We start from the raw sequence: 14,687 nt of genomic DNA on the forward strand, positions 1-14,687 counted from the left end.
ACTTACCCCTTATAATTAACGATTTGAGCAAAACTAGTGGCTTCTAGACTAGCACCACCAACTAAAGCTCCATCAATGTTATCTTTAGACATTAAATCTTTAATATTTTCAGGATTAACACTTCCACCATATTGAATCCTTACCTTTTGCGCCGCTTCTATATCAAATATTTCTGCAATAATACTTCTAATTCCTTTAATTGTTTCTTCTGCATCTTCTGGAGATGCTGTTTTTCCTGTTCCTATAGCCCAAATAGGTTCATATGCAATAATAATTTTAGGTAAATTTTCTTTGGGAACACCTTGGATAGCTGATTCTATTTGAGTTTTGCATTTTGTTAGAGTAGCTCCTGATTCTCTTTCTTCTAATGTTTCACCTATACAAAGAATAGGAGTTAATCCTACTACTAATGCCTTTTCTAGCTTTTGTTTAATAAACTCATCAGTTTCGTTAAATATTTGACGTCTTTCTGAATGACCTATAATAACATATTTAATACCAAGATTTAAAAGCATTTCAGCAGAAATTTCACCAGTAAATGCTCCTTGGTTAATAGGATACATATTTTGAGCACCAAGTCCTATTTGCTCATTTTTAAGTTCTTCACTAAGTGATTCTAATGAAGTATATGGTACACATAAAACTATTTCAACTTCAGTATTTTTTTCGACTAAAGGTTTGAATTGTTTAACAAAATTCTTTGCCTCATTTGTTGTTTTGTACATTTTCCAATTTGCTGCAATTACTGGTTTACGCACAATATTATCCCCCTAAATTATCTATTTATCATTTAATATTTTTACACCTGGTAGTTCTTTTCCTTCTAAGAATTCTAAAGATGCTCCACCACCAGTAGAGATATGAGTTATGTTACCATCTAAACCTGCTTGCTTTACAGCGGCAACTGAATCTCCTCCACCAATTATTGAAATTGCATCTAAACTAGCCACCTTTTGTGCAATAGCTTTAGTACCTTTACTGAATTCTTCTACTTCAAATACACCCATTGGTCCATTCCAAAAAACAAGTTTTGCACCTTCTAAAGACTTTGTATATAAATCTATTGTATCCTGTCCAATGTCCAGCACCATTTTATCACTTGGTATACTGTCAATGGAAACATTTAGTATTTCACTTCTATCTTCAATTGAATTAGCTACTACTGCATCTATCGGAGTTAAAAGCTTCACGCCTTTTTCTTTGGCCTTTTGGATTAATTCCGTAGCCAATTGTACTTTACTTTCTTCTAATAAAGATTTTCCTATTTTATAATTTTTGGCCTTAAGAAAAGTATTTGCCATTCCTCCCCCAATAATTAAAGCGTCCACTTTATTAACTAAGTTTTCAATTACTCCTATTTTATCTGATATCTTAGCTCCGCCAATAATTGCTACATATGGTTTTGGAGGATTATCAATAGCTCTACTTAATTCCCTCAATTCTTTTTCTAATAAAAATCCCGCTACTGCCGGAAGATATTCCGCTACACCAGTAGTAGAAGAATGAGCACGATGAGCTGTTCCAAATGCATCATTAACGTAGATTTCTGCTAAGCTTGCTAATTCTTTTGTGAACTCCGAATCATTTTTTGTTTCACCTGGATTAAATCTTACGTTTTCTAATAGGATAACATCTCCATCTTCCATGTTATCGATAACATTCTTGGTTTCTTCCCCTACTGTTTCCGGAGTTTTGATAACCTTTTTACCAATAAGTTCCCCTAGTCTATTAGCTACTTCATCTAAACGAAATTCATCCATCACATTTCCCTTAGGCCTACCTAAGTGGGTCACTAGAATAACTTTCGCACCTTGTTCATGCAAATAATTTATTGTTGGCAGAGCTGCCTTAATTCGAGTATCATCAGTGATCTTTCCTTTATCTCGTGGAACATTAAAATCTACCCTCACTAAAACCTTTTTTCCTTTTACCTCAATATCCTTAACCGTCTTTTTATCCATTACTTGCCTCCTGTTTATTTACTAACCCCATCCGATTTTTTATCAGTGTAGGAGCAACTATTGTTATATATATATTATAGTTGCTTTTTTATTCTTTCAAATAATAATTTTATAATAATAAATCTTTAATATTCCTATTATACCCTTCATTTCTTACAAACATAATTCTATTCGTTTAATTTTACTGAATTCCTCTTTTTTAAAAAAGTCTGCTCTTTTTTAAAATAATAGTAAGGTTTTATATAAATAAATTTTAGCCATCGGTTGAACCGATGGCTAAAATTCAATCTAACTTATTTCCTATATATTGTATTAAATCAACTACACGACAAGAATAACCCCACTCATTATCATACCAAGCAACTACTTTAACTAAATTATCCTCTATTACATGGGTTGATAAGGCATCTACTATCGAAGAGTGACTATCACCATTGTAGTCTCTAGATACTAAAGGCTCATCTGAGTAACCTAAAAACCCTTGCAATTCATTTTCGCTTGCATTCTTCAAAGCCATATTTAATTCTTCAACAGTAACATTTTCTTCTAATTCTGCTACTAAGTCAACCACTGAAACATTTGGTGTAGGTACTCTCATCGCAAAACCATTTAATTTTCCCTTTAACTCTGGCAAAACCAAGGCAACAGCCCTTGCAGCTCCAGTTGTTGTAGGAATTATGGACATTCCAGCTGCTCTTGCTCTTCTTAAATCACGATGAGGTAAATCAAGAATGTTTTGGTCATTAGTATATGAATGTACGGTAGTCATTAAACCTCTTTTAATTTTAAAATTATCATGGATTACCTTTACAAACGTTGCTAAACAGTTAGTTGTACAAGAAGCATTAGAAATTATATGATGGCTTTGAGGATCATATTTTTCCTGGTTAACTCCCATAACAATTGTAATATCTTCATTTTTAGCTGGTGCAGAAATGATAACCTTTTTTGCTCCTGCTTCAATATGTTTACTAGACTGTTCTTTAGAGGTAAATCTTCCTGTTGATTCAACTACAATATCTACCCCTAGTTCCTTCCAAGGCAAATTAGCTGGATCTTTTTCTGCTAAAACCTTAACTTCTTTGCCATCAACAATTATCGCATCTTCCTTAACTTCTACCTTGCTAGGAAATCTTCCATGAACTGAATCAAATTTAAGTAAATGAGCCAAAGTTTTAGCATCAGTTAAATCATTCACGGCTACAATTTCAATATTTTCATTATCAAATGCTGCCCTATAAACATTACGTCCTATTCTTCCAAAACCATTTATACCTACTTTTACTTTCATATTCATACCTCCTTGAATTTAGCTTTCCTGAGGATACCTTACTTTGTTTCGAAGATTTCCAAGATGCTTCTAGCCGCTCCTTCATCAGTGATTAAACAATCAATAAATCCTGCCTTTGTAACTGCTTTAATCGCTAATGCTTTACTTTTTCCACCTGCAATAGCTATTACATTTTTAATTTTTCCTAAATCGTTTATATTTAGACCTATGCTAGGGCTTGAATATACTATATCTCCTTTTTTATTGAAAAAATAACCAAAGGCCTCTCCCTGGACATCATACTGAGTAATATTGTCTACTTCTTCTAAACTTAATTTTCTTCTTTCAGCCATTTCTAAAGGGTTTCCTATTCCATGAATTAAAATTTCTGTTTGCTTGATTAAATTAATTATAGGAGCAATATATGGATCATTAACTAATTGCTCTATAGATGATTTACTCATATGATCGGGTACATGTAGTAATCTATAACTTGCATTTAACTTATCAGCTATTTTTGCAGCTATCGTATTTGCCTGTATCTCTACCTTTTCTCCTAATCCGCCTCTAGCAGGTAAAATTAATAAATCTTGGATATTTTCTGAAACGATATGATTGGCAAATTCAGCTAAAGTATTACCACCTGTTACTGCTATAGTTTTAACTGTTTCTATTATTTTATCCAAATTTAAAGCTGCTACTCTTCCTAATTCTTCTTTTGCAAATGGATCACTGTCGATATCTCCAGTTATAATAATGACATTTTTAATATTTAGGTATGTGCTTAGAGCTTTTTCAAGATTATCTAATCCTTTGATTCCACGAACCAAAGAATCTAATTCTTTTAGCACTCGCTCTCCTAAAGAAGTAATTGTCATCCCTTTAGCATCGGCATTTATTAATTCTTGTTGTCGTAGTGTCTCAACATCATTTCTAATTATTCGTTCGCCAATTTTTAACCTTTCAGATAAAACCCTCCTTCCTATTGGCTCTAGATAACTAATAGTACGTAAACAATCATATCTTCTTTGTACTATTTCAATCATTTCTGGTGCTAACTTACTTAGATAAAGTGCTTTTTCAGACATCTTAATTCTCCTTTTGTCCCACTGATGACGTATATTGTCCCAGTAAAGCTATGATATTTTCTTTTACTTTGTAATCAGGTCAAAAGTCTTTATATAGTATGTGGAAATTTCTTAAATGTTAATTATTTATTTAAAATTCTTTTTTATATAAAAAAATCCCCCCTTTGGGAAGATTTTTTTGTGTTTGAATTGTAACTAACTGATTATTGCTCCTGTTGGACAAGTTTCTGCACAACTACCACATTCGGTGCATAAGTCTTGATCAATTACATAGATATCGCCTTCACTAATCGCATCTACCGGGCATTCAGGTAGACAAGCGCCACAAGCAACACAGTTTTGCGTAATTTTCATATTTATTCCTCCTTTCAGATTTTTCTATTTTATTCGCTAAGGATATTAAAATCCCTGCATACCTTTAATAAGTATTTCTTAATTTTTCAGATATTTCTTCTAGCTTACGCATCCGATGATTTATACCTGATTTTCCAATAGGGGGTTCTAGTAATTCTCCTAACTCTTTAAGGCTTATATCTGGTTGGAGCATTCTTAATTCTGCTACCTGTCTTAAAGGATTCGGAAGTTTATCTAATCCAATTTTTCTTTGGATAAATTCAATATTTTCTACTTGCCTCATTGAAGCATCGATTGTTTTATTTAAATTTGCTGTTTCACAATTAACTAATCTATTGACTCTATTTCGCAATCCTTTTTGAATCCTAATATTTTCAAAATCTAATAAGGCAACGTGGGCACCTACTACATTTAAGAAAGTGACAATTTGCTCACTTTCTTTTAAATAAACAATATTAAATTTTTTCCTTTTACTTATTTTAGCTTTTAAATCAAAAGCAGCTAATAGTTCCACCAAAGAATTAGCATAAATTACATCAGTACAAACAATTTCTAAATGATAAGCATTTTCTGGTGAACTTACTGAACCTGCTCCTAAAAATGTCCCTCTTAAATAACTCCTTTGGCAACACTGATTTTTAGTTATATTACCACATACCTTAGGATTAACTAAAATTCCTTGTTTTGTCACTCCTAATGAATCTAAAATTTTTGCTACCTCATGATGAGGCGGTATTTTAACTAAATAAATATTGTTTTTCTTTAAGCGGTTTTTCCGTAACACTCTTACCTCAGTTTCTACAGTAAATATCATTTTCGCAAGCTTTAGAATTTTTCTAGCTATTGCTGCACTTTCTGTAGTTAGTTCAAGACCCACACAATTATTTTTATTTATTATTATCGTCCCTATCATTCTCACGAGCCCAGCTAATTCAGCTAAATTACAACAATTATCTTCATCAATAATACGTGCTAATTCATTTTTCGTTTTTGCAGAAAAAGACATTTTACTCATTCCTTATCTGTGATCTTTTCCGGAACAGAATATTTTACTTAAATTTCACCTTATCATGTTGCATAAATAGTTCCATAATTGCCATTCCTAAACTCCAAGGATTATGCCTTACTAAAAATGATTCATCAATTAAAGGCTTAGCTACTACCTTTACTTTCATTTTAGCTATTTCATCATAATCAACCTTTACAGGTTCAGATCCTTCTGACTTATATTTAAGTAATAGATTTTTATCCTGAATTATTTGATTATTAACTAAAACATAATCTACAATGCCTGGGTAACTATGTTCCTCAATTGCTCGTATATGTTGACTAACATTATACCCAGTCGTTTCTCCTTGCTGGGTCATTACATTGCAAACATGCATTTTAATAGCCCTACTATTTTTGATGGTTTTTGCCATATCTGCAATTAATAAATTAGGAATAATACTCGTATATAAACTACCAGGTCCTAATACAATTACGTCGGCTTCATTTAAAGAATCTAAGGCTTCTTGAAAAGGTGTCGGATTTTTAGGTTTTATTTCTATCCTTTTAATCGGACTTTGTGCTTTAGGTATATTACTTTCACCATCGATAATAGTTCCGTCATTAAGATGTGCTCTCAATGAAACGTTCTCTAAGGTTGAAGGTACTACCTTCCCTTCTAGAGCTAAAACCCTACTTAATTGTCTAACTGCTATTTCAAAACTACCATAAATATCTGCTAAGGCAGCTATCATTAAGTTTCCTAAACTATGTCCTTTTAATTCATCACCCTCATTAAAACGATATGTAAATAATTCTTCCATTAAAGCTTCTTTTTCAGCTAATGCAACCATACAACTTCTAATATCCCCTGGGGGCAGCATGCCCAGCTGATTTCTAAGTCTTCCTGAACTACCACCATCATCAGCCATGGACACTATTGCTGTAATATCAAAGGAAAGCTTTTTTAATCCTCTTAAAAGATTTGATAATCCTGTGCCCCCACCTAATACAACTATTTTCGGATTTCTTTTAGATATTATTTCTTGGGAAATATTGTTCTTTTTAATAGTAACCATCTTTAGATTGCGCTCCTCTTTTTTCAATATCTCTGTGTTTCACACTTACTTCATAATCCTCTTGTTGTAGTAATTCTCCTAATTTACGAGCTATAGCTACTGATCTATGTTGACCTCCAGTACAACCAATAGCAATCATTAAATGAGCCTTACCTTCTTGTACATAATGCGGGACTAAAAAACTAAGCAACTCATAATATTTAGTTATAAAATCATTACTAATTTCAGATTTAAATACATATTCAGCGACTTGCTGATCCTTACCAGTTAAAGGCCTTAGTTCTTTTAAATAATAAGGATTAGGTAAAAATCTTACATCCATTAAAAGATCTGTATCTAAAGGAATTCCATATTTATAGCCAAAGGACATTACTGTAATATATAAAGACTTATTTTTATCCTTATATCCCCAAACCCTCCTTATTTCTTCCTTTAATTGTAGAGGCTTAAGGTCAGAGGTATCTATGATAATATTTGCCTTCCCTCTTAATTCTTGGAGGAGTTCTCTTTCTACCTTGATACCTTCATAAATATCTCCTTCAGGTGATAAAGGATGTCTTCTCCTAGTTTCTTTAAACCTTTTAACTAACTCTTCGTCTGTGGCCTCTAAAAAAACAATCTCATAGTTAATATCTAATTTATTTAGCTTATCTAGTTCAGCATAAACTTGATTAAAGAATGTTCCTCCTCTAATATCTATCACTACAGCAACCCTATCAATCTTTCCTTCTGACTGAAAACATAAATCTATGAACTTGGGAATTAATGTAGGGGGTAAATTATCTATACAAAAAAATCCTAAATCTTCTAAGCTTTGAACTGCTTGGCTTTTTCCTGCCCCTGATAAACCTGTAATAATTAAAATTTTAACCTTTTCCATACTTACAGCCCCCTTAAAGTTCATAATTATCAGTTCTATAATTCAATACCTGCTCATTTGGTATATTTGCCTTTTTTAAAATTTCTGCACCATAGCCAAATTCTCCTACAGTCTTTGGAAAATGAGCATCACTATTAACAATAAATTCTACCCCGGTTTTTGCTACTTCTAATACATCTTCTAGACAAGGAAAGGTATGACCTGTATTTATTTCAAAAGCAGTATTAGTTTTCACACATCTCTTTCCTAGCTCTTTTAAATCAATAGGCATCTTTAAACCCGGATGAGTTACAGCCAAACAATCATTTTTTGTAATTGCCTCATTTAAAGATTTTGTATTATTATTCTTGATTTTTTCTCTTTGTCCTTTATTAAATTTAGCCCACCTATTTCCAATCACATATTTCCAGGCACTTTCTAAATCTATCGGTTTAACATATGGATGTAATCCTACTAATAGAAAATCTAATTCTTTGATAACCTTAGGGTCAATATCTATTTCACCTTTTAATCCAATCAGATTACTCTCTGCCCCTAGTAAAATATTTAACTCTGGAAATTTAGGGGCGATTCCTTTTATATGCTCTTTTATTTGTAAATAAGTTTCGCTATTTTTTACACCAGCTCCAATATTTGCTGGTCCGTGGTCTGTGATAGCTACTTCTTTTAATCCTTTTTGTTCTGCCATAAAAGCAATTTCTTCAATTGTGCTTTCCCCATCACTATATGTTGAATGCGTATGATAATCTCCTATAAAATTCATAAATACCTCTTTGGCTTTTCTATTATCTTTCGACAAATAGCTCTAAAGTATTCTTTCTTAAAAAAAATTCCCACTAATATATTAGTGGGATTAATTATAGGTTTTTTGCCTAAGTTCTTTTTGCATTACCTTTACAATTAAGCGATCTAGCTCAACGCTTAATTCATAGGTTTCCTCGGCCAATAAACGGTCAAAATTACTGTCTACTGCGTTATGAAGCTCATATCTTTTTTCTTGAATTTTTCTACGCAATTCTCTTATTTCAGACATATTGTTGCCTCCATTAATTACCTTTGTATTGCATTATTCGACATCGATTTTACATTTCCTGCAATGATTAGGGTTTTTATCCATAAATATAAAATTTATTTTCTGTGCTACAAAGGCAATATTAGTTTTTCTAGTATTGCGGCAACTCCGTCGTCCTCATTAGATAATGTTATTATATCTGCTACCTGTTTTAATTCATCACAAGCATTTCCAATAGCTACCCCACAGCCCGCATATTCAATCATATCTAAATCGTTTAATTCATCCCCTATAGCAATTACCTGTTCCCTCTTAATATTCATACTTTCTGCTAATCTTTTTAAAGCCATCCCTTTTGTAGCTTCCGGATGGGATATTTCTAATAAATGAGGTTTTGATCTGGTTAAATTGGTGTGTCCCCCAAATTCAGCCTTTAATCCTTCATTTAATCCTTCTAGCTCATTACTATCTCCCATAAGCACAATTTTAGTAGGTGCAATAGGTTTTTCTTCAAGTGAATTTAAAATATTTATAGGTACCTGGGTCATTTTTGCATAATGTTCTGCCCACTTATTAACTTCAAATACATATAAATCATCACTATAATATAAATTCATATGAATTCCCTTAGGTCTAATAAAATTAACGACATCTTTAGCTAAATCTAAGGATAAAGGTAAATGTGATATTTCTCTACCATCAGCATACTTAACTAATGCGCCCTGGTACGTAATTAAAGGAATTGTAAGCCCAATTTCAAGTGCATAGGGTAGTGCCGATTTAAACATTCTTCCTGTCGCAAATGTAACTAAGACTCCCTTTAAAATACTTTCTTTTATTATATTTTTAGACCTTTGTGAAATAACCCTATCCTCATTCAGTAAAGTATCATCTAAATCTATTGCCACTAATTTATAATCCATATTTACCTCCTAGGATATTCCTAATTGAATCCACAATGCAACATTATAGCATAAATTCCCTTTATTGTTAATTAATCTTTTACAATTGCATTTAAAATTCCACTAATGATTGATAAAAGAATCGCTCCAAAGGTTGCAGCCCAAAATCCATTAACCTCAAAGCCATTAACTACGCCACTGGTTATCTTTAACATAAAGCCATTGATTATTAAAGTAAACAAACCTAAAGAAAAAATATTGATTGGTAATGTTAGTACTAAGATAATAGGTCTAATGATGGCATTAACCATGCCTAATACTAAAGCTGCAAAAAGTGCTGCAAAAAATGTTTTAACTTCTATTCCGCTAACTACAGCTGCTGTCAAAATTAGCGATAGTCCACTTAGTAGCCATCGTAAAATCCAACCTTTCATTTTAATACCCTCCTTATTCCTTCGATTTTTTCATGCGTAACAAAAGATCTTGATGGGTAGATAAATAATTATAAATACTTTCTGCTACAGTATAGTTTATTCCTTCTACCTCTGATAGCTCCTCTAAATTTGCTTGTTGTATTTTTTTAAATGAGCCAAAATGCTTTAATAAGCTTATCTTTCTTTTTTCTCCGACTCCTGGAATATCATCTAAAATTGAGGCTAAATTTCTTTTACCTCTTAAACTTCGATGATACGTTATAGCAAAGCGATGAGCTTCATCTCGTAATCTTTGCAATAAATATAGTCCTTGCGAGTTTCTAGGTAAAAAAGTTGGTTCTTTTTGATTTTCGGTAAATAATAATTCTTCTTTTTCTGCTAAACCATAGGTAGGAATATAATCAAAACCATGTTTTTTCATTGCTTTTCTTGCTTCACTTAATTGTCCTTTACCCCCATCAATAATAACTAAATCAGGTAGGTTAGAAAACCTTTTATCAGTAATTTGCTTTTTTTCTTTTTGGACATTACTAAATCTTCTATCTATAACTTCATAAATACTCGCAAAATCATTAGGTCCTTCTACAGTTTTTATCTTGAATTTACGATACTGACTTTTATCTGGTCTACCTTCAGTAAAGACTACCATAGAGGCAACGCTTTCTGTTCCTTGGGTATTTGAAATATCAAAACATTCAATACGTAGAGGAAGCTCGGGAAGGTTTAATTGTTTTTGCAGTTCCATAATAGCTTCTTCAGTTGTAGATTTTTTTTGTAATAGTCTTTCTTCTTCTAGCTTTAATACTTCTAGGGCATTTTTACCTACTAATTCTAATAAATCCTTACGTTCTCCTTTATGAGGCATTTTCACATATACCCTTGCCCCTCTTTTTTCGCTTAACCACTGTCCAATAACTTCTTTTTCGGGAATTTCCTCTTCGATTATAATTTCCTTCGGAATAAAATCTTGTTCATTATAATACTGCTTGATAAATGAAGCAATAACTTCTCCCCTGCTGCTTTCATCTGTTCCACTTAAGAAAAAGTTTTCTCGACCAATTAATTTACCGCTACGAATAATAAAAATTTGCACACATACCGTATTAAAACCTCGCGCCATCGCAATCACATCTTGATTTTCTTGTCCGTTAGTAATGATCTTTTGTTTTTCTACGATTGTTTCGATACTTTTAATTTGATCTCTGATAATTGCCGCTTGTTCAAATTCTAGATTTTCTGACTTTTGTTCCATTTCATCATGTAATTTAGTTAATAAAGTATCTTGTTTTCCTTCTAAGAATAAAATAACTCCTTTAATAATTTGCTGATAATCTTCTTTAGAAATTCTTCCTACACAAGGGGCTAGGCACTTTTTTATATGAGCATTTAAACACGGTCTAGTGTTTCTAAAAATCTTTTGATTACAGGAGCGATACGGAAATATACTTCTGATTACTTCCAGAGTCGTTTTTAAAGATGTTGTACTAGTATAAGGTCCAAAATACTTATTACCATCCTTTACCTTATTGCGTGTAATAAGTATTCTGGGAAAGTCTTCATTTGTTATCTTTACATAGGGGTAATTTTTGTCATCTTTTAAACTTATATTGTATTTAGGACGATGTTTTTTAATTAAATTACATTCGAGAATTAAAGCTTCTAATTCCGAATCCGTTAAAATATATTCTAAGTCTTCAATGTTTTTTACAAGTGCTCTTGTTTTTGCTGAATCATGTTTTTTACCGACAAAATAAGATTTAACTCTATTTTTTAAAGATATAGCCTTGCCTACATAGATAATTTTATCTTCGTTGTTTTTCATTAAATATACCCCAGGCTTATCTGGCAAACCTTTTATCTTTTCCTCTAACATGATTATCAACTCCACTATTTAACCTTTATTTAAAACTTTTTTAAGGTATTGCCCTGTGTAAGAGTGGTCGGTATTTGCTATTTCTTCTGGCGTACCTGTAGCAATAATTTGTCCACCCCTATCCCCACCCTCTGGGCCTAAATCCACGATATAATCAGCACATTTAATTACATCTAAATTATGCTCTATCACGACTACACTATCTCCTGCTTCTACAAGCCTGTTTAAAACATCTAAAAGTTTATGAATATCTGCAATATGAAGTCCTGTAGTAGGTTCATCTAAAATGTATAATGTCTTTCCATTACTTCTTCTAGATAATTCTGTTGCTAATTTTACCCTTTGCGCTTCTCCTCCTGAGAGAGTAGTAGCAGGTTGTCCTAGTCTAATATACCCTAATCCAACATCATCTAAAGTCTTTAATTTACGGTGAATTTTAGGTATATTTTGAAAAAACTCTACACCTTCTTCGACCGTCATCCCTAAAACCTCTGAAATAGTTTTTCCCTTATACCTAATTTCTAGGGTTTCTCGATTATAACGTTTACCTTTACATATTTCACATGGTACATATACATCAGGTAAAAAGTGCATTTCAATTTTAATAATTCCATCTCCGCTACAAGCTTCACACCTTCCACCCTTGACATTAAAGCTAAAACGACCCGGCTTATAACCTCTCATTCTAGCATCCGTTGTTTGAGAAAAGACCTCTCTAATAGCATCAAATACTCCTGTATACGTTGCTGGGTTTGACCTTGGCGTTCTACCAATAGGAGACTGATCTATATTTATAACCTTATCTAAATTCTCAATTCCTAAAATATCTTGATGTTTTCCCGGCTTTGCTTTAGAGGTAGGATAAAGTCTTGATTCTAAAGCTTTTAATAAGATTTCATTAATTAAAGTACTTTTTCCTGATCCAGATACCCCTGTTACACAAGTAAATAATCCTAAGGGAATAGCTAGATTTGCATTTTTCAAGTTATTTTCACTAGCTTTTTTGATTTCTATTTTCTTTTCTGTCATTTCTCGTCTAATTTTAGGAATTTCTATCTTTTTAGCCCCTGTTAAATATTGACCAGTAATTGATTCTGGAGCATTTTTGATATCCTCAATCGTTCCCTGTGCTACCAGTTTTCCTCCCCCAGCCCCTGCCTTAGGTCCTATATCAATAATATGATCTGCACTAAGCATTGTGTCTTCATCATGTTCAACCACGATTAAGGTATTACCTAGATCTCGTAAATTTTCCAGTGTTTTAATTAACCGATTATTATCTCTTTGATGCAAGCCTATACTTGGCTCATCTAGGATATATAAAACTCCTACTAAACCTGAGCCGATTTGAGTTGCAAGGCGAATTCTTTGAGCTTCCCCTCCGGACAAGGTTCCTGCTGATCTACTTAAATTCAAATAATCTAAACCCACATTTACTAAAAATCCTAATCTTTCTTTAATTTCTTTTAAAATTTGTCTTGCAATTAAAATTTGACGATCACTAAGTTCTAAAGTATCCATAAATTGTTTGGCTTCTAAAATAGTCATATTAGAAATGTCTGCTATATTTATATCATTAATTTTTACAGCTAATGCTTCTGGTCTAAGCCTTGCTCCTTTACAACGAAGGCAATGCTTACTAGACATAAACTTTTCAATTTCTGTACGTGCAGATTCAGAGTTTGTTTCTCTAAATCTTCTTTCTAAGTTTGGAATTACCCCTTCATAATAGGTATCTACTACCCGCGTATCATTATAAATATTAGTATATTTAAATTTAATTTTTTCTGTTGTCGAGCCATATAGAACTAACTTTAGCTTTTCTTTTGGCAAATCTTTAACCGGTATAGTTAAATCAATTTCAAATTGTTCTGCTGCTGAATTTAGTAATTGATAATAATAACTAGCACTATTTCTACTCCAAGCAGCTATCGCCCCTACTTCTAAGGATATGCTTTTATCTGGAATCACTATATCTGGATCTATTTCTAACTTTGTTCCGAGACCATCACAATCATTACAAGCTCCAAAAGGACTATTGAAAGAAAACATCCTTGGTGTAATTTCTGCTAAGCTAATGCCACAATCAACACACGCAAAATTTTGACTAAACATTAATTCTTCTTCATCTGACATTAAAACATAAACTAAACCTTCACTTAATTTTAAAGCAATTTCTAAAGAATCTGCTAATCTATTTTCGATACCTTCTTTGACAATAATCCTATCGACTACAACTTCAATACTATGCTTTTTATTTTTTTCTAAATTAATTTCATCATTTATATCCTTTATTTCCCCATTTACTCTAATCCGTACAAAGCCACTTTTCTTTAAATCTTCAATTACATTTTTATGCTCTCCTTTTCTGCCCTGGACAACTGGAGCTAAAATTTGTAGTTTTGTTCTTTCTTCATATCCCATAATTTTATCGACCATTTGCTCTATAGTTTGTTGAGTAATGGCTTTACCACATTTAGGGCAATGAGGTATTCCGATACGGGCAAATAATAAACGTAAATAATCATGGATTTCAGTAACCGTACCTACAGTAGACCTGGGATTACGACTAGTTGTTTTTTGATCAATCGATATTGCAGGGGATAAGCCTTCAATATATTCAACATCCGGCTTATCCATTTGCCCTAAAAACTGACGAGCATAAGCAGATAATGATTCTACATAACGTCTTTGCCCTTCAGCATAAATCGTATCAAAGGCTAAGGAAGACTTACCTGAACCACTTAAACCTGTAATTACAACAAATTTATCGCGTGGAATTTCTACATCAATATTTTTGAGATTGTGAACTTTAGCACCTTTAACTACAATTTTATCTATAGCCAT

The 14,687-nt window shown here is 32.4% G+C and carries 14 protein-coding genes; all 14 read right to left on the minus strand.

Annotated features, from left to right (window positions below; all coding sequences use genetic code 11):
* Positions 1–2: 2 nt before the first annotated feature.
* Complete coding sequence (tpiA, locus tag B8965_RS03395; protein WP_084052457.1) at positions 3–758, minus strand: triose-phosphate isomerase; 756 nt, start codon at positions 756–758, stop codon at positions 3–5.
* A 21-nt stretch (positions 759–779) separates the two neighbouring features.
* The gene (locus tag B8965_RS03400; protein WP_084052458.1) at positions 780–1,961 is read right to left on the minus strand and encodes a phosphoglycerate kinase; all 1,182 of its coding nucleotides are present in this window, start codon (positions 1,959–1,961) and stop codon (positions 780–782) included.
* A 283-nt stretch (positions 1,962–2,244) separates the two neighbouring features.
* Positions 2,245–3,252, minus strand: a complete 1,008-nt coding sequence (gap, locus tag B8965_RS03405) for a type I glyceraldehyde-3-phosphate dehydrogenase (protein ID WP_084052459.1) — start codon at positions 3,250–3,252, stop codon at positions 2,245–2,247.
* Positions 3,253–3,290: 38 nt separating this feature from the next.
* Positions 3,291–4,319: a sugar-binding transcriptional regulator gene (locus B8965_RS03410; protein WP_084052460.1), complete on the minus strand. Its 1,029-nt coding sequence runs from the start codon at positions 4,317–4,319 to the stop codon at positions 3,291–3,293.
* A 195-nt stretch (positions 4,320–4,514) separates the two neighbouring features.
* Positions 4,515–4,673, minus strand: a complete 159-nt coding sequence (locus B8965_RS03415) for a DUF362 domain-containing protein (protein ID WP_084052461.1) — start codon at positions 4,671–4,673, stop codon at positions 4,515–4,517.
* Positions 4,674–4,737: 64 nt separating this feature from the next.
* Positions 4,738–5,679 (minus strand): DNA-binding protein WhiA, encoded by a 942-nt coding sequence (whiA, locus tag B8965_RS03420; protein ID WP_084052462.1) that lies wholly within the window; start codon positions 5,677–5,679, stop codon positions 4,738–4,740.
* A gap of 43 nt (positions 5,680–5,722) precedes the next feature.
* Complete coding sequence (locus B8965_RS03425; protein ID WP_084052463.1) at positions 5,723–6,739, minus strand: gluconeogenesis factor YvcK family protein; 1,017 nt, start codon at positions 6,737–6,739, stop codon at positions 5,723–5,725.
* On the minus strand, positions 6,726–7,619 hold the full coding sequence (gene rapZ / locus B8965_RS03430) for an RNase adapter RapZ (RefSeq protein WP_084052464.1): 894 nt from the start codon (positions 7,617–7,619) through the stop codon (positions 6,726–6,728). The genes B8965_RS03425 and rapZ overlap by 14 nt, the downstream gene beginning before the upstream one ends.
* A 13-nt stretch (positions 7,620–7,632) precedes the next feature.
* Positions 7,633–8,382 carry a PHP domain-containing protein gene (locus B8965_RS03435; RefSeq protein WP_084052465.1) on the minus strand — a complete coding sequence of 250 codons (750 nt, stop codon included), beginning with the start codon at positions 8,380–8,382 and terminating at the stop codon, positions 7,633–7,635.
* A gap of 90 nt (positions 8,383–8,472) precedes the next feature.
* Positions 8,473–8,652, minus strand: a complete 180-nt coding sequence (locus tag B8965_RS03440) for an aspartyl-phosphate phosphatase Spo0E family protein (RefSeq protein WP_084052466.1) — start codon at positions 8,650–8,652, stop codon at positions 8,473–8,475.
* A 107-nt stretch (positions 8,653–8,759) separates the two neighbouring features.
* Positions 8,760–9,554, minus strand: a complete 795-nt coding sequence (locus B8965_RS03445; protein ID WP_084052467.1) for a Cof-type HAD-IIB family hydrolase — start codon at positions 9,552–9,554, stop codon at positions 8,760–8,762.
* 71 nt (positions 9,555–9,625) lie between these two features.
* Entirely contained in the window at positions 9,626–9,967 is a 342-nt protein-coding gene (locus B8965_RS03450; protein ID WP_084052468.1) for a phage holin family protein, read from the minus strand.
* A 13-nt stretch (positions 9,968–9,980) separates the two neighbouring features.
* The gene (gene uvrC, locus B8965_RS03455; RefSeq protein WP_242941919.1) at positions 9,981–11,840 is read right to left on the minus strand and encodes an excinuclease ABC subunit UvrC; all 1,860 of its coding nucleotides are present in this window, start codon (positions 11,838–11,840) and stop codon (positions 9,981–9,983) included.
* A gap of 18 nt (positions 11,841–11,858) precedes the next feature.
* Positions 11,859–14,687, minus strand: coding sequence for an excinuclease ABC subunit UvrA (gene uvrA / locus B8965_RS03460; RefSeq protein WP_084052469.1), 2,829 nt, complete (start codon positions 14,685–14,687; stop codon positions 11,859–11,861).

This window comes from Desulfonispora thiosulfatigenes DSM 11270, assembly GCF_900176035.1.
Lineage (GTDB): Bacteria > Bacillota > Peptococcia > Peptococcales > Desulfonisporaceae > Desulfonispora > Desulfonispora thiosulfatigenes.

Coding starts and splice junctions, on each gene's coding strand:
- B8965_RS03450 (WP_084052468.1), bottom strand. CDS start 9,967: ATGAAAGGTTGGATTTTACGATGGCTACTAAGTGGACTATCGCTAATT.
- B8965_RS03410 (WP_084052460.1), bottom strand. CDS start 4,319: ATGTCTGAAAAAGCACTTTATCTAAGTAAGTTAGCACCAGAAATGATT.
- B8965_RS03425 (WP_084052463.1), bottom strand. CDS start 6,739: ATGGTTACTATTAAAAAGAACAATATTTCCCAAGAAATAATATCTAAA.
- B8965_RS03400 (WP_084052458.1), bottom strand. CDS start 1,961: ATGGATAAAAAGACGGTTAAGGATATTGAGGTAAAAGGAAAAAAGGTT.
- gap (WP_084052459.1), bottom strand. CDS start 3,252: ATGAAAGTAAAAGTAGGTATAAATGGTTTTGGAAGAATAGGACGTAAT.
- B8965_RS03445 (WP_084052467.1), bottom strand. CDS start 9,554: ATGGATTATAAATTAGTGGCAATAGATTTAGATGATACTTTACTGAAT.
- rapZ (WP_084052464.1), bottom strand. CDS start 7,619: ATGGAAAAGGTTAAAATTTTAATTATTACAGGTTTATCAGGGGCAGGA.
- B8965_RS03440 (WP_084052466.1), bottom strand. CDS start 8,652: ATGTCTGAAATAAGAGAATTGCGTAGAAAAATTCAAGAAAAAAGATAT.
- B8965_RS03435 (WP_084052465.1), bottom strand. CDS start 8,382: ATGAATTTTATAGGAGATTATCATACGCATTCAACATATAGTGATGGG.
- B8965_RS03415 (WP_084052461.1), bottom strand. CDS start 4,673: ATGAAAATTACGCAAAACTGTGTTGCTTGTGGCGCTTGTCTACCTGAA.
- uvrC (WP_242941919.1), bottom strand. CDS start 11,840: ATGTTAGAGGAAAAGATAAAAGGTTTGCCAGATAAGCCTGGGGTATAT.
- whiA (WP_084052462.1), bottom strand. CDS start 5,679: ATGTCTTTTTCTGCAAAAACGAAAAATGAATTAGCACGTATTATTGAT.
- uvrA (WP_084052469.1), bottom strand. CDS start 14,687: ATGGCTATAGATAAAATTGTAGTTAAAGGTGCTAAAGTTCACAATCTC.